The 16957-nt window shown below is 64.7% G+C and carries 19 protein-coding genes; 7 read left to right on the top strand and 12 right to left on the bottom strand.

Annotated elements, in window-relative coordinates:
- Nucleotides 1-94 precede the first annotated feature (94 nt).
- Genes thrC through AC1Q6V_RS26905 form a run of 3 tightly spaced genes read right to left on the bottom strand, consistent with a single transcriptional unit; the run spans nt 95 to nt 4157 of the window.
- Nucleotides 95-1540 carry a threonine synthase gene (gene thrC, locus AC1Q6V_RS26915; protein ID WP_439670715.1) on the bottom strand — a complete coding sequence of 482 codons (1446 nt, stop codon included), beginning with the start codon at nt 1538-1540 and terminating at the stop codon, nt 95-97.
- A gap of 21 nt (nt 1541-1561) precedes the next feature.
- The gene (locus tag AC1Q6V_RS26910) at nt 1562-2872 is read right to left on the bottom strand and encodes a homoserine dehydrogenase (RefSeq protein ID WP_010810475.1); all 1311 of its coding nucleotides are present in this window, start codon (nt 2870-2872) and stop codon (nt 1562-1564) included.
- A gap of 49 nt (nt 2873-2921) precedes the next feature.
- Nucleotides 2922-4157, bottom strand: a complete 1236-nt coding sequence (locus AC1Q6V_RS26905; protein ID WP_010810474.1) for a pyridoxal phosphate-dependent aminotransferase — start codon at nt 4155-4157, stop codon at nt 2922-2924.
- Nucleotides 4158-4501: 344 nt separating this feature from the next.
- On the opposite strand from AC1Q6V_RS26905, the gene AC1Q6V_RS26900 reads away from it, so the two are divergent.
- The 5 genes from AC1Q6V_RS26900 to AC1Q6V_RS26880 all read left to right on the top strand — a co-directional run bounded on the left by AC1Q6V_RS26900 (nt 4502) and on the right by AC1Q6V_RS26880 (nt 8917).
- A complete protein-coding gene (locus tag AC1Q6V_RS26900; RefSeq protein ID WP_010810473.1) occupies nt 4502-4885 on the top strand; it encodes an Mth938-like domain-containing protein in 384 nt (127 codons plus the stop codon).
- A 126-nt stretch (nt 4886-5011) separates the two neighbouring features.
- Nucleotides 5012-5476 carry a peroxiredoxin gene (locus tag AC1Q6V_RS26895; RefSeq protein ID WP_439670717.1) on the top strand — a complete coding sequence of 155 codons (465 nt, stop codon included), beginning with the start codon at nt 5012-5014 and terminating at the stop codon, nt 5474-5476.
- 413 nt (nt 5477-5889) lie between these two features.
- A complete protein-coding gene (locus tag AC1Q6V_RS26890; RefSeq protein WP_010810471.1) occupies nt 5890-7593 on the top strand; it encodes a PhoH family protein in 1704 nt (567 codons plus the stop codon).
- A gap of 137 nt (nt 7594-7730) precedes the next feature.
- Entirely contained in the window at nt 7731-8192 is a 462-nt protein-coding gene (locus AC1Q6V_RS26885; protein ID WP_010809520.1) for a hypothetical protein, read from the top strand.
- Nucleotides 8193-8239: 47 nt separating this feature from the next.
- On the top strand, nt 8240-8917 hold the full coding sequence (locus AC1Q6V_RS26880; protein WP_439670718.1) for a C40 family peptidase: 678 nt from the start codon (nt 8240-8242) through the stop codon (nt 8915-8917).
- Nucleotides 8918-8977: 60 nt separating this feature from the next.
- Here the strand turns inward: AC1Q6V_RS26880 and AC1Q6V_RS26875 are convergent, their stop codons facing one another.
- From AC1Q6V_RS26875 to AC1Q6V_RS26840, 8 genes are all read right to left on the bottom strand, one after another.
- Nucleotides 8978-9985 carry an inorganic phosphate transporter gene (locus AC1Q6V_RS26875; RefSeq protein WP_010809518.1) on the bottom strand — a complete coding sequence of 336 codons (1008 nt, stop codon included), beginning with the start codon at nt 9983-9985 and terminating at the stop codon, nt 8978-8980.
- A gap of 13 nt (nt 9986-9998) precedes the next feature.
- Complete coding sequence (locus AC1Q6V_RS26870) at nt 9999-10625, bottom strand: DUF47 domain-containing protein (RefSeq protein WP_010809517.1); 627 nt, start codon at nt 10623-10625, stop codon at nt 9999-10001.
- Between the two features lie 191 nt (nt 10626-10816).
- Entirely contained in the window at nt 10817-12208 is a 1392-nt protein-coding gene (locus AC1Q6V_RS26865; RefSeq protein ID WP_010809516.1) for a replicative DNA helicase, read from the bottom strand.
- A 160-nt stretch (nt 12209-12368) separates the two neighbouring features.
- The gene (rplI, locus tag AC1Q6V_RS26860) at nt 12369-12821 is read right to left on the bottom strand and encodes a 50S ribosomal protein L9 (RefSeq protein ID WP_010809515.1); all 453 of its coding nucleotides are present in this window, start codon (nt 12819-12821) and stop codon (nt 12369-12371) included.
- Nucleotides 12822-12853: 32 nt separating this feature from the next.
- A complete protein-coding gene (gene rpsR, locus AC1Q6V_RS26855) occupies nt 12854-13132 on the bottom strand; it encodes a 30S ribosomal protein S18 (RefSeq protein WP_006163606.1) in 279 nt (92 codons plus the stop codon).
- A gap of 3 nt (nt 13133-13135) precedes the next feature.
- A complete protein-coding gene (priB, locus tag AC1Q6V_RS26850; RefSeq protein ID WP_010809514.1) occupies nt 13136-13435 on the bottom strand; it encodes a primosomal replication protein N in 300 nt (99 codons plus the stop codon).
- A 77-nt stretch (nt 13436-13512) separates the two neighbouring features.
- Nucleotides 13513-13887 carry a 30S ribosomal protein S6 gene (rpsF, locus tag AC1Q6V_RS26845; RefSeq protein WP_010809513.1) on the bottom strand — a complete coding sequence of 125 codons (375 nt, stop codon included), beginning with the start codon at nt 13885-13887 and terminating at the stop codon, nt 13513-13515.
- A 134-nt stretch (nt 13888-14021) separates the two neighbouring features.
- Entirely contained in the window at nt 14022-15014 is a 993-nt protein-coding gene (locus tag AC1Q6V_RS26840) for an asparaginase (RefSeq protein WP_037024100.1), read from the bottom strand.
- A gap of 255 nt (nt 15015-15269) precedes the next feature.
- On the opposite strand from AC1Q6V_RS26840, the gene lexA reads away from it, so the two are divergent.
- Together lexA and AC1Q6V_RS26830 are read left to right on the top strand one after the other, a co-directional pair.
- Nucleotides 15270-15923, top strand: coding sequence for a transcriptional repressor LexA (gene lexA, locus AC1Q6V_RS26835; protein WP_013957143.1), 654 nt, complete (start codon nt 15270-15272; stop codon nt 15921-15923).
- Between the two features lie 110 nt (nt 15924-16033).
- A complete protein-coding gene (locus AC1Q6V_RS26830; RefSeq protein ID WP_010809510.1) occupies nt 16034-16204 on the top strand; it encodes a hypothetical protein in 171 nt (56 codons plus the stop codon).
- Nucleotides 16205-16243: 39 nt separating this feature from the next.
- Here the strand turns inward: AC1Q6V_RS26830 and AC1Q6V_RS26825 are convergent, their stop codons facing one another.
- Nucleotides 16244-16591, bottom strand: coding sequence for a hypothetical protein (locus AC1Q6V_RS26825; protein ID WP_011615589.1), 348 nt, complete (start codon nt 16589-16591; stop codon nt 16244-16246).
- Nucleotides 16592-16957: the final 366 nt, after the last annotated feature.

Here is a 16957-nt window from a genome sequence, read left to right as displayed (position 1 = left end):
GGGGGCCGAAGATCGGGCCCGCAGCCTGATTGTAGCGAGTTGGCGCGGGCCCGGCATGCGGCAGCGCCGCAGCGGGCTGCACGCGCCCGCGCGCTTACAGGCCGGTGTGGCCGGCGATATAGGCCTTGACCTGTGCGGCGTCGGCCGGCATCACTTCAAAGCGCTGCGGCAGGCTCTCGATGCCCTCGAACTTTGCGGGGCGCTCCGGCTCGTGGCCGAGCGCTTCGCGGATAGTGTCGGCAAACTTGGCCGGCAGCGCGGTTTCCAGCACCACCATCGGCACGCCGGCGCTGAGATGCTCGCGCGCCACCTTGACGCCATCGGCGGTGTGGGTATCGATGGTGATGTCGTAGCGCGAAGACAGGTCGCGGATGGTCGCTACGCGGTCGTCGTGCGTGCTGCGGCCCGAGACAAAGCCGAACTCGCGGATGCGGTCGAATTCCGGCGTGCCCGACAGGTCGAAGCCGCCCTTCTCGTCCACGTCGCGGAACAGCGCCACCAGCTTGCCGGCGTCCTGGCCGAGCAGGTCGAACACGAAGCGCTCGAAGTTCGAGGCCTTGGAAATATCCATGCTCGGGCTCGAGGTGTGGTACGTCTCGGCCGACTTGCGCACGCGGTAGGCACCGGTGCGGAAGAACTCGTCGAGCACGTCGTTCTCGTTGGTGGCCACTACCAGCTTGTCGATCGGCAGGCCCATCATGCGCGCGATATGGCCGGCGCAGACGTTGCCGAAGTTGCCCGACGGCACGCAGAACGACACCTTCTGGCCGGGGCCGCTGGTGGCCAGCAGCCAGCCCTTGAAGTAGTACACCACCTGGGCCACCACGCGTGCCCAGTTGATCGAGTTGACCGTGCCGATCTTCTGGCGCGCCTTGTAGTCGAGGTCGTTGGAGACCGCCTTGACGATGTCCTGGCAATCGTCGAACACGCCTTCGACGGCAAGGTTGAAGATGTTGGCGTCCTGCAGGCTGAACATCTGCGCGGTCTGGAACGCGCTCATCTTGCGGTGCGGGCTCAGCATGAACACGCGGATGCCGCGCTTGCCGCGCATGGCGTATTCTGCCGCGCTGCCGGTATCGCCGGAAGTCGCGCCCAGGATGTTCAGCTCCTGCCCGGCGCGGCCCAGCGCGTACTCGAACAGGTTGCCGAGCAACTGCATCGCCATGTCCTTGAAGGCCAGCGTCGGGCCGTTGGACAGGCCCAGCAGTTGCAGCCTGGTGCCACCTTCCTCGCCGAGCGTGCGCAGCGGCGTGATGTCGGCGGTGTTGTCGCCCTCGCGCGCGTTGCAGTACACCTCGGGCGTATAGGTCTTGCGCGTCAGCGCGCGCAGGTCCTCGGCAGGAATATCGTCGCAGAACTTGCGCAGGATCTCGTAGGCCAGGTCGGCATACGACAGCTTGCGCCAGGCCTCCAGTTCGTCGGCGGTGACTTGCGGGTACTGGGTAGGCAGGTACAGCCCGCCGTCCGGCGCCAGGCCGCCCAGCAGGATCTCGGAAAACGATTGCGGCATCTCATGGCCGCGGGTCGACTGGTATTTCATGTGAATCAGCAGGTCCGGCCCTTAGTTCAGTTCTTCCATGCGCAGGCGCGTCACGGCGGACAGCACGGTGGGCAGCGCCTCGATCTTGGCGATCGCCGCGTTGACGTGCTTCTCGCGCGTGATGTGCGTGAGGATGATGATGTCGGTCTGCGGCTCGCCCTCGCGCGATTCCTTCTGCAGCATGGCGTCGATCGAGATGCCGCCCTCGGCCAGGATGCGGGTGATCTCGGCCAGCACGCCGGTCTCGTCGGCCACGCGCATGCGCAGGTAGTACGAGCTGTTGATCTCTTCGATCGGCAGCACCGGCACGCTCGACAGCTCGTCCGGCTGGAACGCCAGGTGCGGCACGCGGTGGTTGGGATCGGCGGTGTGCAGGCGGGTCACGTCGACCAGGTCAGCGATCACGGCCGAGGCGGTCGGCTCGGCGCCGGCACCCTTGCCGTAGTAGAGCGTCGCGCCCACGGCGTCGCCCTGCACCAGCACCGCGTTCATCGCGCCTTCGACGTTGGCGATCAGGCGCGAGGCCGGCACCAGCGTCGGATGCACGCGCAGCTCGACACCGTCGTCGCGGCGGCGGGTGATGCCCAGCAGCTTGATGCGGTAGCCCAGTTCCTCGGCGTACTTGATGTCGATGGCTGACAGCTTGGTGATGCCTTCCACGTGGGCCTTGTCGAACTGCACCGGCATGCCGAAGGCGATCGCGCTCATCAGCGTGACCTTGTGCGCGGCATCGACGCCTTCGATGTCGAAGGTCGGGTCGGCTTCGGCGTAGCCGAGCTGCTGGGCTTCCTTCAGCACCACGTCGAAATCGAGGCCCTTGTCGCGCATCTCGGACAGGATGAAGTTGGTGGTGCCGTTGATGATGCCGGCGATCCACTGGATGCGGTTGGCGGTCAGGCCTTCGCGCAGCGCCTTGATGATGGGGATGCCGCCGGCGACGGCAGCCTCGAATGCCACGATCACACCCTTGCGGCGCGCGGCTTCGAAGATCTCGTTGCCGTGCACGGCCAGCAGCGCCTTGTTGGCGGTGACCACGTGCTTGCCGTTCTCGATCGCCTTGAGCACCAGCTCGCGCGCGATGCCGTAGCCGCCGATCAGTTCGATGACGATGTCGATGTCGGGGCGGTTGACCACCTCGTTGGCATCGCTGACGATCTCCACTTCCCCGTTGGTCAGTTCGCGCGCGCGTTCGGTGTTGAGATCGGCCACGATGGCAATCTCGATGCCGCGGCCGGCGCGGCGGCGAATTTCTTCCTGATTGCGCTTGAGCACGTTGAACGTGCCGCTACCGACGGTACCGATGCCGAGCAGGCCAACTTTGATGGGGTTCATGGACAATCTTCTGAGTTGCTAAGGATGAATTGCGGCGCGGCCCGCGAAATCAGGCCGCTGCCTTGCCGTGGCGTTTTCGGTACGCCTCGAGGAAGCGCGCGATGCGGCCGATGGCCTCGCGCAGGTCTTCCTCGTGCGGCAGGAACACGATGCGGAAATGATCGGGCTTGGCCCAGTTGAAGCCCGAGCCCTGCACCAGCAGCACCTTGGACTCCTGCAGCAGTTCGTAGATGAACTCCTGGTCGTCCTGCACCGGGTACATCGACAGGTCGAGCTTGGGGAACAGGTACAGTGCCGCCTTGGGCTTGACGCAGGTAACACCCGGGATCGCGGTGATCAGCTCGTAGGCCAGGTCGCGCTGGCGGCGCAGGCGTCCGCCTTCATTGACCAGGTCGTTGATGCTCTGGTAGCCGCCCAGCGCGGTCTGGATCGCCCACTGGCCCGGAACGTTGGCGCACAGGCGCATCGACGACAGCATGTTCAGGCCTTCGATATAGTCGATGGCCGGGCGCTTGTCGCCCGACACCACCATCCAGCCGGCGCGGTAGCCGCATGAGCGGTAGTTCTTCGACAGGCCGTTGAAGGTCACGGTCAGCACATCGGTCGAGAGCGAGGCGATCGAGGTGTGGGTGTGGCCGTCGTACAGGACCTTGTCGTAGATCTCGTCGGCATAGATGATCAGGCCGTGCTCGCGCGCGATGGCGACGATCTCGAGCAGCAGTTCGTCCGAATACAGCGCCCCGGTGGGGTTGTTCGGGTTGATGATGACGATGGCCTTGGTATGCGGCGTGATGCGGGCGCGGATATCGGCCGGATCGGGCATCCAGTCGTTGGACTCGTCGCAGATATAGTGCACCGGCGTGCCGCCCGAGAGGCTCACCGCGGCGGTCCACAGCGGGTAGTCCGGCGCCGGCACCAGCACTTCGTCGCCGGCATTGAGCAGCGCGTTGACGGCCATCACGATCAGTTCGGAGGCACCGTTGCCCACATAAATATCGTCCAGGCCAACGCCTTCGATATTTTTTTGCTGGGTATAGTGCATGATCGCCTTGCGTGCGGCGAAAATGCCCTTGGAATCAGAATAACCTGCCGAATTCGGCAGGTTTCGCATCATGTCCTGCTGAATCTCTTCCGGCGCGTCAAAGCCGAACACGGCCAGGTTGCCGATATTCAGCTTGATGATCTTGTGCCCTTCTTCCTCCATCTGCTTGGCCTTTTCCAGCACCGGCCCGCGGATGTCGTAGCAAACGTTATTGAGTTTGTTGGATTTCTGGATGGGTTTCACGGCGATGTCGGGCAAGCGTAGCGTGCCGCGTCGGCGGCACCGGACAGGGAATCTGGGCGAATCTGAATTAATGCCGAAGCCCCGTGCGGAAGCCCCGCGCCGGGGCGACGTCCGCTGCAATGCAACGCGAACGTGGCAGACAGGGAGGCAAAAGCTATAATTTATCGGATTATGACAGACTTCGGCAGGGATTCTTGCATTGCAGCGTGCGCTTGCCGCGCACACGCCAGGCGCCTGCGCACTGTCGTCCATCCTGTCGCCCACACCGTACCCGCCCGGGGTGCCGGCCATCCGCCCCACGGGCCGGCCCGCCAGCCCGTGGCGGCCGCCGCAGAGGCCTCCAAGTGAAACTCCACGCCGACCAGCCCCAATCGCTCAATACCGTCACGGCCTACGGGCCGGGCTACATCGAGATCAACCTCGTCCGTCACACCAACTCGGTCCTGGTCATGCCCGAGGGCGAGGTCCGGCCCTGGCCGGTCAGCCGCTTCGAAGACCTGGAGCCTGCGCATTTCGAGCAACTGGTGGAACTCGGCCCCGAAGTGGTGCTGCTCGGCACCGGCTCGCGGCTGCGCTTCCCGCACCCGCGCCTGACCGCGTCGCTGTCGCGCCGCCATGTCGGGGTGGACGCCATGGACCTGCAGGCCGCCTGCCGCACCTACAACATCCTGATGGCGGAAGGCCGCAAGGTGGCGGCAGTGCTGCTGCTCGAAGCGGAAGCCGCCTGATCTTTGCAAAAGTTGAGCCGGCGCCACGCTTGAAGTCCGGCAGGGCGCCCCAATCTGCCCCGCCAAGGTGGCAGCCCCCTCACCCGATTCTCCCGATCCCCTGCCCCTCCCCCAGGAGCCACAAGCATGACCGTCAGTCTGAACAAGGCCGTACCCGACTTCAGCGCGCCGATGACCGGCGACGCCACCTTCCGCCTTGCCGACTGCCGCGGCAAGACGGTGGTGCTGTACTTCTACCCGAAGGACAACACGCCGGGTTGCACCACGGAGGCCATGAACTTCCGCGACCAGTATGAGGACTTCCAAAAGGCCGGCGTGCAGGTGTTCGGCATCTCGCGCGACAGCATCCGCTCGCACGAGAACTTCAAGGCCAAGCTTGAGCTGCCCTTCGAGCTGATCTCCGACGCCGACGAAGCCGTGTGCACGCTGTTCGATGTCATCAAGCTGAAAAAGCTCTATGGCAAGGAGCACCGGGGCATCGAGCGCAGCACCTTCATCATCGACGGCAAGGGCATCCTGCGCCACGAGCTGCGCGGCATCAAGGTGCCGAACCATGTTGACGAAGTCCTGGAAATCGTGCGCGGGCTCTGAGGTATCACGTCGGTATCGGCCTTGCCACGACACGGACGCCAGCCCGGCCGTGCTGTGTCGCAACACGCCGTTGGCAAACCCAATTGCCAAACCCAAAACCTTCGGATACATTGGCCCGTAATGAGTTCAGATTCCGGATGCCACGCTGTTTCGACTCCCCGGCCCAGGCGGTTCGCGCCACAGGCCGGTAGCGGACCTGCCGTGTCGGCAGTCCGCAAAAGAGCCGCCAATCCTGTTATGCAGGCATGGCGGCTTTTTTGTTTGCAACCGCGTCTGTCCTCATGCCTGTCCGCGCCGGGAGCCTCGCGCATGCATGCCCCGGCCATCGGCCGCCACGCCGTCTCCGACGTATCGCGGCGTCGCGGCACGGACACCCTCGCCCCCTTCTTGTCCCCCTGAAAGGAAAGCCAAGCATGCCGCTGCCTACCATGCCCGCCAAGCCTGCCCAATTGCTGGATCCGAGCGAGTTTGCTCCGGTCTCCGCGGTGCCCAAGGCCAAAGCCGCCACACAGGGCAAGAAACCTGTGCCGGCGCTCGAGCGCGTGGCATTGCTGGAAACCGGCGACACCGAGGTGCCTGAGGTCCAGGCCCGCGCCGCCGGTGGCACCCGTGCCCGCAGCACCGAGACCCCGGCCGTATCGACGCCTGCCGTCAATGCCGCACCGGTCAGCCTGGTCAAGCCGTCCACCGGCCCCACGCGCCGCGCCCGCAAGTCCGAAGGCCCGAGCAAGCTGTTCGTGCTCGACACCAACGTGCTGATGCACGACCCGGCCTCGCTGTTCCGCTTCGAGGAACACGACATCTATCTGCCGATGATGACGCTCGAAGAGCTGGACAACCACAAGAAGGGCATGAGCGAAGTCGCGCGCAACGCGCGCATGGTCAGCCGCACGCTCGATTCGCTGGTGGGCGGCACCGACGGCGTGCTCGACGAAGGCCTGCCGCTGGCCAAGCTGGGCAACCGCGACGCGCAGGGCAAGCTGTTCTTCCAGACGCGCCTGAACGACATCAAGCTGCCTGAAGGCCTGCCGCAGGGCAAGGCCGACAACCAGATCCTGGGCGTGGTCAGCGCGCTGCAGCAGCAGTACCCCGAGCGCCAGGTCGTGCTGGTGTCGAAAGACATCAACATGCGCATCAAGGCGCGCGCACTGGGCCTGCCGGCCGAAGACTACTTCAACGACCAGGTCCTGGAAGACAAGGACCTGCTCTATGCCGGCGTGCTGCAGCTGCCCGGCGACTTCTGGACCAGGCACGGCAAGGGCGTGGAAAGCTGGCAGGACCCGAAGTCAGGCGCCATGTTCTACCGGCTCACCGGGCCGCTGGTGCCGTCGTTCCTGGTCAACCAGTTCGTCTACCTGGAACCGGTCGACGGCAGCCTGCCGCTGTACGCGCAGGTCAAGGAGATCAACGGCAAGACCGCGCTGCTGCAGACCCTCAAGGACTACACGCACCACAAGAACAATGTGTGGAGCGTGACCGCCCGCAACCGCGAGCAGAACTTCGCGCTCAACCTGCTGATGAACCCGGACATCGACTTCGTCACGCTGCTCGGCCAGGCCGGCACCGGCAAGACCCTGCTGGCGCTGGCAGCCGGGCTGGAACAGGTGCTGGACCAGAAGCAGTACAACGAGATCATCGTCACGCGCGCGACGGTGCCGGTGGGCGAAGACATCGGCTTCCTGCCCGGCACCGAGGAAGAGAAGATGCAGCCCTGGATGGGCGCGTTCGACGACAACCTCGAGGTGCTGCAGAAGAGCGACGACAGCGCCGGCGACTGGGGACGCGCCGCCACGCAGGAGCTGATCCGGTCGCGCATCAAGGTCAAGAGCATGAACTTCATGCGCGGGCGCACCTTCGTCAACAAGTTCGTCATCATCGACGAGGCACAGAACCTGACGCCCAAGCAGATGAAGACGCTGGTGACGCGCGCGGGCCCGGGTACCAAGATCATCTGCCTGGGCAATATCGCGCAGATCGACACGCCGTACCTGACCGAGGGTTCGTCGGGCCTGACCTACGTGGTCGACCGCTTCAAGGGCTGGAGCCACAGCGGCCATATCACGCTGGCGCGCGGCGAACGCTCGCGCCTGGCCGACCACGCCGGCGACGTGCTCTGACACCGGCAACCTGCGGGCGCGCCCTGCCGGTGGCGGGGCGCGCCCGCAGCGCCTGAGCGCCGTCGTCAACGGCAAGCACTTTGGGGCTATGATGGCCCCATGTTTGCCGTTGCCCCGCATCCCCACTGGAGGCGTCGATGAATACCCAGCATCTGCCCGGCGGGCATGCGCCTGCCGTCGCCCGCAGCCAGCACAGGCAGCGCCTTGCACTGGCCATGCTGGCAGCCGCCGGCATGGCGCTGGCCGCCAGCTGGCGCCCGGCCCATGCCGCCGCCGAAGAAATGGTGATCCGCACCATGGGCCCGGTCAGCTACGTCTGCGGCGGTGTCGCCGAGGACGAGCGCCAGGCGCTGGCCGCGAAGGAAAAGGACTTCAACATGGGCATCCTGTTCACCCAGGGTGCGAACGGTGAATTCCTGTCGGACGTGGCGGTCAGGCTGATGCGCGACGGGCAGGAAGTCGCCAGCTTCCGCGCCGCCGGCCCGCGCTGCCTGATACGTGCGCCCGAAGGCAGCTACAATATCGAGGCCAGTTACAAGGGCCAGGCCAAGTCCATCAAGGTCAGCACCGGTACGCGCAACGCCCAGCTACGCTGGTAGCGGCAAGGCTTCCGGTGCGCCGGCAGGCCGGCGACCGGAAACCCAGGATGCCATTGCGCCGTACCCGAATCCCTACCCATCCATTGCGTGCGCAGGGCCTGCTTGCCCAGGTCCGGCTGCCGCTGCTCTGCGCCACCGCCCTGCTGCTGGCAGCCTGCGCCAGTTCCCCGCCTTCGCGCCACGCCGGCCTGCCGCGCACGCCGGGCAAGCCCATGATCGATCCCAGCGCCGGACTGGAAGAGATTTCGATCCAGGCGATGTCCCTGGTCGGCACACCCTATCGCTACGGCGGCAATACACCGGACTCCGGCTTCGACTGCAGCGGGCTGGTGCGCTACGTGGTGTCGCGCGCGGCCAATGTAAACCTGCCGCGCACCACCGAGGCGATGGGCGTCCGCGGCAGCTCGCTGGACCGCAGCGAAGTGGCATCCGGCGACCTGGTGTTCTTCAACACCACCGGCCGCGCCAATTCGCACGTGGGCATCTACGTCGGACAGAACCGCTTTGTCCATGCACCGTCGTCCGGCGGCACGGTCCGTCTCGAAGACATGGGCAAGCCTTACTGGGCCTCGCGCTACAACGGCGCGCGCCGCGTGGTCGCGGCGGTCAACCAGCCGCCCGCGCCGGTGGCAGCCCCGGCCGCGCCACCGCTGCCTGAGCCCGCGCCGGCCCCGGCACCGCTTGGGGTAGACGACGATCCCATCGCGGCCTTCGCCAACCAGTGAAGCGCCCAAACAAAAAGCCAGGCATCAGCCTGGCTTCTTGTTGGTACGGCGGCCCCTGCCTTACAGGATATGCCGCCCGATCCACCATGCGATCGCCGCCATGAAGGCCGACGCCGGGATCGTCAGCACCCAGGCCCAGACGATATTGCCGGCCACGCCCCAGCGCACCGCCGACATCTTCTGCGCCGAGCCGACGCCGACGATGGCGCCGGTGATGGTATGCGTGGTCGATACCGGCACGCCCAGCGCCGAGGCAAAGAACAGCGTAATCGCCCCGCCCGTCTCGGCGCAGAAGCCGCCGACCGGCTTGAGCTTGGTGATCTTCTGGCCCATGGTGCGCACGATCCGCCAGCCGCCGAACAGCGTGCCCATGCCGATGGCCACGTAGCAGCTGACGATCACCCAGGTCGGCGGCTGGCCGCCGGCGACCACATGGCCGCTGGCAATCAGCAGCATCCAGATGATGCCGATGGTCTTCTGCGCGTCATTGCCGCCGTGGCCCAGGCTGTACAGCGAGGCCGAAACCAGCTGCAGCCGGCGGAACCAGCGGTCCACCCGCGACGGCGGCGTGCGGAAGAAGGTCCAGCCCACCATCACCATCATCAGCGAACCGAGCAGGAAGCCCAGCAACGGCGAGACCAGGATGAACGCCACGGTCTTCAGCAGGCCGCTGCCCACCAGCGCGCCCGTGCCGGCCTTGGCCACCGCCGCACCCACCAGCCCGCCGATCAGCGCATGCGACGACGACGACGGGATGCCGTAATACCAGGTGATGACGTTCCAGGCGATCGCCCCGACCAGGGCCCCGAATATCACGTAGTGGTCGACGATATTGACGTCGATGGTGCCGGTCCCCACCGTGGCCGCCACCTTCAGGTGAAAGACAAAGATTGCGACGACGTTGCACATCGCCGCCATTGCCACCGCATGGTGCGGCTTGAGCACGCCGGTGGACACCACCGTGGCGATCGAGTTGGCCGCGTCGTGGAAGCCGTTCATGAAGTCGAACAGCAGCGCGAGCGCCACCAGCAAGGCGATCACCCACAGGCTCATTTGTATGGTCTGCATGCCGATTGCCGCCTCAGGCGTTTTCCAGGACGATGCCTTCGATGATGTTGGCGACGTCCTCGCACTTGTCGGTGATCGTCTCGAGCTGTTCGTAGATGGCCTTCAGCTTGATCAGGCGCTTGACGTCGGTCTCGTCGCGGAACAGCTTGGACATCGCCGAGCGCATCACGCGGTCGGCTTCAGATTCAAGCTGGTCGATCTGCTGGGCGGTCTTCAGGATGGTGCTGGCATTGCCCATGTCCTCGAGCAGGCCCACCGCGATCTTGACCTGGTCGCAGCACTGCACGCAGATGGCCGCCAGGCGCAGCGCTTCGTCGGTCAGGTTGGTCACGTCGTACAGCGAGATAGTCTCGGCCACGTCTTCCATCAGATCCAGGATGTCGTCCATGGTCGTGATGAGCTTGTGGATCTCGTCGCGATCCAGCGGCGTGATGAAGGTCTTGTGCAGCAGGTCGATGGTGTCGTGCGTGATCCGGTCGGCCTTCTTTTCAGTGGCCTGGACGCGGCGGGCATGGGCCTCGGCGTTGGGCAAGTCGTTGACCAGTGCCTGGAGCTCATGGGCGGCGGTCACCGCGCAGTCGGCATGCTGGTTGAAATATTCGAAGAACTTGCCCTCCGTGGGCATGAATCGGCCGAACATGGAATGTTCCTTGTGGCAGCGTGGTGACGCTGCTGATTGTGTTGCAGGATTGAGCGGACGCGTTGCATGACAGTCGCGGGTGGCGACTGTCATCAAAGCGCAATATTTTACAGGGTTACTGGGACATTGCCCGCGAATTTGGCGCAAACAAGACGGCGCCGCACGGACGATTGCAGGCTGGCTTGACTTCGTCAGGTATCGTTGTCGAAGAAAGCCGGGCCGCCGCTGAAGTTGTCGAACTTGGTGAACTGGCCCAGGAAGGTCAGGCGCACCGTGCCGATCGGGCCGTTACGCTGCTTGCCGATAATGATCTCGGCCGTGCCCTTGTCCTGGGAGTCTGCGTTATAGACTTCGTCGCGGTAGATGAACAGGATCACGTCGGCATCCTGTTCGATAGCGCCGGATTCGCGCAGGTCGGACATCACCGGACGCTTGTTGGGACGCTGTTCCAGGCTTCGGTTCAGCTGCGACAGTGCAATCACCGGACAGTTGAGTTCCTTGGCCAGACCCTTGAGCGAACGGGAGATTTCTGAAATCTCCGTGGCGCGGTTCTCGCCGCCGCCCGAACCTGACATCAGCTGGAGGTAATCGATGATGATCAGGCCAAGCTGCCCGCACTGGCGCGCCAGGCGCCGCGAACGGGCACGCAGCTCCATCGGGTTCAGCGCCGGGGTTTCGTCGATGAACAGCTGGGTGTCGTTCATGCGCTGGATCGCATGCGTCAGCCGCGGCCAGTCTTCATCCAGCAGGCGGCCAGTGCGCAGCCGGTGCTGGTCGAGGCGGCCTACCGAGCCGAGCATACGCATGGCCAGCTGGGTGCCCGCCATTTCCATCGAGAACACTGCCACCGGCAGGCCCTGCTCCACTGCCACATGCTCGCCGATGTTCAGCGAGAACGCGGTCTTGCCCATCGACGGGCGGCCGGCCACGATGATCAGGTCGCCCGGCTGCATGCCGCTGGTCATCTTGTCCAGGTCGATGAAGCCGGTCGGCACGCCGGTGACGTCGGTGGTGGAATCGCGGTGGTACAGCTCGTCGATGCGCTCGACCACCTGGGTCAGCAGCGGCTGGATTTCCTGGAAACCCTTCTGGCCGCGCGAGCCTTCTTCGGCAATCGCAAAAACCTTGGACTCGGCCTCATCCAGCAGCTCGCGCACCTCGCGGCCCTTGGGCGCGAACGCGGCCGAGGCGATATCGTCGGCCGCCGTCACCAGCTTGCGCAGCACCGAGCGCTCACGCACGATCTCCGCGTAGCGGCGGATATTGGCCGCGCTGGGCGTGTTCTGCGCCAGCGAATTCAGGTAGGCCAGCCCGCCCACCTCCTCGGCCTTGCCGGCGACCTGCAGCATTTCATAGACCGTGATCACGTCGGCCGGCTTGGTGGCCGAGATCAACCGGGCGATGCTCTGGAAGATCATCCGGTGGTCAAAACGATAGAAATCCGCCTCGGAAATGAAGTCCGCAATGCGGTCCCAGGCGGCGTTGTCCAGCAGCAGGCCACCCAGCACCGATTGCTCGGCTTCGATGGAATGCGGCGGGACTTTGAGGTTCTCGAGTTGGGGGTCGGCGACGGGCGCGTTCATGGGGAGGCATTATAACGGCGGGAGGACGCACTTCGCCGGACATTTGGCGACCGGGCAGGCAAAGACAAGCGGGCAACAAAAAAAGGCAGGAGCCGGGGCTCCTGCCTTTTTTGCTTGCGGTGCTTCAGCCGGCGCAGCGCGCCGGCAAGGCGGCACGTCCTTAGACGCTCTCACCCACGACCGACACGGTCACGTCGACCACGACGTCCGTGTGCAGCGCAACGCTGACCGGGTGGTCGCCCACCATCTTCAGCGGACCGTTCGGCATGCGAACCTGGGCCTTTTCCAGCTTGAAGCCTTGGCCAGCCAGGGCTTCAGCGATGTCGGCATTGGTCACGGAACCGAACAGGCGGCCGTCCACACCCGACTTCTGGCTGATCTGGACGCTCAGGCCGCTCAGCTTCTCGCCTTCGGCTTGCGCGGCGGCCAGCTTCTCGGCAGCGGCCTTTTCCAGCTCGGCGCGCTTGACTTCGAATTCGGCGATCGCGGTTTGCGTAGCACGGCGGGCCTTCTTGCCCGGGATCAGGAAGTTACGGGCGTAACCGTCCTTCACCTTGACGATGTCACCCAGGTTGCCCAGGTTGATGACTTTTTCCAGCAGAATAATTTGCATCGTATTCTCTCCTTAACGGACCTATGGCCTGATCAGTTCTTGTGCAGGTCGGTGTACGGCATCAGCGCGAGGAAACGCGCACGCTTGATGGCCGTATCCAGCTGACGCTGATAGTGAGCCTTGGTACCGGTCAGGCGGGCGGGCGTGATCTTGCCGTTGTCGCCGATGAAGTCCTTCAGGGTGTCCAGATCCTTGTAGTCGATCTGTTCCACGCCAGCCACGGTGAAGCGGCAGAAGCGCTTGCGCTTGAACAGCGGGTTCTGTTGCTGGAAGCGCTTCTTGTTCTTGTTGTCACGTTTGACGAATGCCATGATTCAATCCTTTTCGAATGCTTTACATCCAGTGATGTGAAAGACGAGAGCCTTGCTGTTGCGGTGCCTGCGGGCCAGGAATCCTTCGCAGTCGAGCAGCGTGCCGAGCGGTAAGCGCTCCAGACGCTGGCCAACCTGTCCGACCCCCATCGCTGAGATTGCAAACTCGACCTGCCGCGGCGTTTGCGCCTCGACGGCCTCGCCGCTGTACTGCAGGATGCAGTTCACGACGGGGACCCCGGCCGGGGTATAGCGCAGGGCATCGCGTTCCGCCAGGGTGGCGGCAAGCCGAAGCTGGTTCAACGCGGGACCTCTTGCTGGTTGCAATCCATGCTGCCGTGGCCGACGCTGTCAGCCATGGCGCGCACCGCAGTCCGCACTCAGGCGGCCTGGCCTTCGGTGGTCGTTTGCGCGGCCTTGCGGGCTTCTTCGCGCTGCACTTCCTTCATCATCGGCGAAGGTGCGGTCTCGGCCTTCTTGGTCTGCACGATCAGGTGGCGCAGGACGGCGTCGTTGAACTTGAACGCGTGTTCCAGTTCAGCCAGCGTTTCCTTGCCGCATTCGATGTTCAGGCAAACGTAGTGAGCCTTGGCCAGCTTCTGGATCATGTAAGCCATCTGGCGACGGCCCCAGTCTTCCACGCGGTGAACGTTGCCGTTCTGCGAGGTCACGAGCTGCTTGTAGCGCTCGATCATGGCCGGCACTTGTTCGCTCTGGTCCGGATGGACGATGAAGACGATTTCGTAATGACGCATTGACGCTCCTTTTGGATTAGCCACCCGGGCGTCACGAGTCCGGTGTGGCAAGGTTGAATAGCCTTACATTATAGCGCGCATGGCGGCAAGTGCGCAAGCCGCTGATTACACAGGCAAATCAGTACACAGGCAAATCAGGCGTTGGCAAACACGGCCTGCAGCCTTGCCGGATCCCGCGCCAGGCCTGAGTCGGCTGCCAGCGCCAGGGCCAGCAGCACGCGCGCCTTATAGGGATTGAGGTCCGTTGCGGAAACAAAAGCTCCATCCGTCGGGCTGAGCTGGGGCGGAATCGCCACATGGCCGGCCCCGGTGCGGGAACTGCGCACCACGGCCACCCCCGCGGCAGCGGCATCGGCCAGCGCCCCGGCCAGCACCTCATGCACCGAGCCATTGCCGGCGGCAGCCACCACCAGCCCGGCTACACCCGCGCGGACCAGCGCATCCACTGCCACCCTGCCCGGCTGCGCGTAGCTCGCCACGATCTCCACCATCGGCCACGCCGCCGGCATCGGCCCGATCACCCAGGCCGCGCGTGGCGCGCGGGCGAAGCGCACGTAGTCGTCCTGCACGAAACCCAGCGGCCCGCAGGCCGAGACAAAGGCGTCCACCGCCGATGTGTGGGCCTTGGCCACATCCCGCGCAGCGTGGATCTGCTGGTTCAGCACCACCAGCACACCCTTGCCGCGCGCATCGGGATGAGCGGCCACGCGCACCGCATCCAGCAGGTTCAGCGGCCCATCGGCCGACAGCGACGTCGACGGCCGCATTGCCGCTGTCATCACCACGGGCACCGGACACGATTGCGTCAGGTGCAGCGCCATCGCAGTTTCTTCCAGCGTATCGGTGCCGTGGGTGATCACGATGCCAGCCACGTCGGGCTGCGCGGACCAGTGCTCAACCCGCGCCGCCAGCGTTTGCCAGAGCGTGAAGGTCATGTCCTTGCTGTCGACCTGGGCCACCTGCTCGGCCTCGATGCGAGCCGCCGACTGCAGCGCGGGCACCGCTGCCAGCAACGACGACACCGGCACGGTCGCCGCCTGGTAGCGTGCGCTGCTGGCAGAGTTTCCAGCCGCGCCAGCAATGGTGCCGCCGGTGGCCAGTACGACGATGCGAGGCAATTGGGTCATGGAGCGTGCAAAGAAAGTGGAAAGGCAGGAATGCCGATTGTAACGGGCGCGCCCCGCCTCGCCGCGGCTCTCGCCGGTGATCCGCATTCCGTCCATGAGACACGCCCCAAAAATTCTGCTTGCGCTCAGGCCGATACTGTATAAAATCACAGCATACTGTTTAAACATACAGTGCCCGGTCAGACGGATGCAGGATAAAGGATCGACCGATCCTCTTACCCGAAACCCCGCGGCCCCGCACGGAACGGCGATCCCATGGCGACCCTGACACCCCGGCAGCAGCAGATTTTCGATCTGATCCGCAACACGATCCGCCGCACCGGCTTTCCGCCCACGCGCGCCGAAATCGCCGCAGAGTTTGGCTTCTCCTCGCCCAATGCCGCGGAAGAACACCTGAGGGCGCTGGCACGCAAGGGCGTGATCGAACTGACCCCGGGCGCTTCACGCGGCATCCGCCTGAAGGTGGCACGCAGCGATTCGGAAATGCCCGACCAGTTTTCGTTGCCGATGGCCGGCGTGATGCAGCTGACGCTGCCGCTGGTGGGCCGCGTTGCTGCCGGCAGCCCGATACTCGCCGCCGAGCATATCGACCGCCAGTACCAGGTCGACGCCTCGGTCTTCGACGAACGCCCCGATTACCTGCTGCGAGTGCGCGGCCTGAGCATGCGCGATGCCGGCATCCTCGACGGCGACCTGCTGGCCGTGCGCCGCGCCAGCGAAGCCGCCAACGGCAAGATCGTGGTGGCGCGCCTGGGTGATGACGTGACCGTCAAGCGCCTGCAGCGGCGCGGTGGCCATATCGAACTGATCGCAGAAAACCCGGACTTCACCAACATCATCGTGGAGCCTGGCGAGGAGTTCTCGCTGGAAGGCATCGCCGTCGGGCTGATCCGATCTTCCGGCTTCTAGCCGGGCACCGCAGGCCAACCGCCTGCGCGGGCCCACCCGCTTCCATTGCTTTGCAGACGCCGCCCGGCTTGCCGGGTGTTGACCCCGCTTTGCCTAAAAGAGGTGCCACCATGCCGCAAATCCACCAAGTCGCCGCCCGTCGCCCGGTCAAGCCCGTGCCGTTCCGCCAGAGCAAGGGCGTACGCGTCTACCAGGGTACGCAGCGCCGCACCATGGTCGGCAGCATGGCGGCGATCTGCCGCATGCTTGAACTCGAAACCGCCGAAAAGCTGGCCGCCTGAAATCTGCCGGCTGTCTCCGAGCAGCTGCGGGCGCCGTCCTCAGCTACGCGGCGCACACGCCTTGGCTTCGGCTTCCAGCTCCGTCGGCGTCAGCTGCGGGAACCACGTATCGCTCTTGCGCAGCTCCAGCGCCGTACCATCCGGCTTCGCCGTCAGCGAAATCAGATAGGCATATTGGTATTCACCGCCAGACGTGGTCTGGCCGATGCGGATCTCGGTCTGGCTCTTCGCCGGATAGTTGACGACCGCGGCGTCATCGCCCAGATTGTTGCGCAGGCATTTCGCAACCTCACCCATCTTGGCGGGCGTGAACAAGCGCATCGGCGCACGCGCGCGAATGTCCTTTTCAGAAGTGCCGGTGGCACACCCTGCCACCATGGCTGCCATCGCTACGCCAACCGCTGCCGCTCGAACAGACATACCGCCCCCGGGAAATGCAGAACGGCGCCCTCGCGAGGCGCCGTTCTGGGAAATGCTTTGGGGTGGCTGATGGGACTCGAACCCACGACGACAGGAATCTCAATCCCGGCATCAATCGCCATTTTCCCCTTTGGAATCAACGCTTTCGGCCTCGTTTTTTTCCCATGAACGCTCAATTTTTCACAAGCATTCATGCGGCTTCTACGGGTGCCGTGGGAAAAATTGTAACCCGTGCGAGCCCCATGCGCCACCTCAATTTTTGGTTCTTCACCGATTTCCGGGGAAGGCCGCCCGGATCTTCAAGAAGAAGTAGTGGTCATCACGGAAGCCATA

This window comes from Cupriavidus sp. GW823-FHT07B10, from assembly GCF_058794355.1.
The sequence above is the reverse complement of the archived record's forward strand: the minus strand, read 5'-3'. Positions and strand labels throughout refer to the sequence as shown.

Bases quoted from the DNA above. Each gene is read 5' to 3' on its own strand.
- thrC (WP_439670715.1), bottom strand. From the start codon at position 1,540: ATGAAATACCAGTCGACCCGCGGCCATGAGATGCCGCAATCGTTTTCC.
- AC1Q6V_RS26910 (WP_010810475.1), bottom strand. From the start codon at position 2,872: ATGAACCCCATCAAAGTTGGCCTGCTCGGCATCGGTACCGTCGGTAGC.
- AC1Q6V_RS26895 (WP_439670717.1), top strand. From the start codon at position 5,012: ATGACCGTCAGTCTGAACAAGGCCGTACCCGACTTCAGCGCGCCGATG.
- AC1Q6V_RS26890 (WP_010810471.1), top strand. From the start codon at position 5,890: ATGCCGCTGCCTACCATGCCCGCCAAGCCTGCCCAATTGCTGGATCCG.
- AC1Q6V_RS26885 (WP_010809520.1), top strand. From the start codon at position 7,731: ATGAATACCCAGCATCTGCCCGGCGGGCATGCGCCTGCCGTCGCCCGC.
- AC1Q6V_RS26880 (WP_439670718.1), top strand. From the start codon at position 8,240: ATGCCATTGCGCCGTACCCGAATCCCTACCCATCCATTGCGTGCGCAG.
- AC1Q6V_RS26875 (WP_010809518.1), bottom strand. From the start codon at position 9,985: ATGCAGACCATACAAATGAGCCTGTGGGTGATCGCCTTGCTGGTGGCG.
- AC1Q6V_RS26870 (WP_010809517.1), bottom strand. From the start codon at position 10,625: ATGTTCGGCCGATTCATGCCCACGGAGGGCAAGTTCTTCGAATATTTC.
- AC1Q6V_RS26865 (WP_010809516.1), bottom strand. From the start codon at position 12,208: ATGAACGCGCCCGTCGCCGACCCCCAACTCGAGAACCTCAAAGTCCCG.
- rplI (WP_010809515.1), bottom strand. From the start codon at position 12,821: ATGCAAATTATTCTGCTGGAAAAAGTCATCAACCTGGGCAACCTGGGT.
- rpsR (WP_006163606.1), bottom strand. From the start codon at position 13,132: ATGGCATTCGTCAAACGTGACAACAAGAACAAGAAGCGCTTCCAGCAA.
- rpsF (WP_010809513.1), bottom strand. From the start codon at position 13,887: ATGCGTCATTACGAAATCGTCTTCATCGTCCATCCGGACCAGAGCGAA.
- AC1Q6V_RS26840 (WP_037024100.1), bottom strand. From the start codon at position 15,014: ATGACCCAATTGCCTCGCATCGTCGTACTGGCCACCGGCGGCACCATT.
- lexA (WP_013957143.1), top strand. From the start codon at position 15,270: ATGGCGACCCTGACACCCCGGCAGCAGCAGATTTTCGATCTGATCCGC.
- AC1Q6V_RS26830 (WP_010809510.1), top strand. From the start codon at position 16,034: ATGCCGCAAATCCACCAAGTCGCCGCCCGTCGCCCGGTCAAGCCCGTG.
- AC1Q6V_RS26825 (WP_011615589.1), bottom strand. From the start codon at position 16,591: ATGGCAGCCATGGTGGCAGGGTGTGCCACCGGCACTTCTGAAAAGGAC.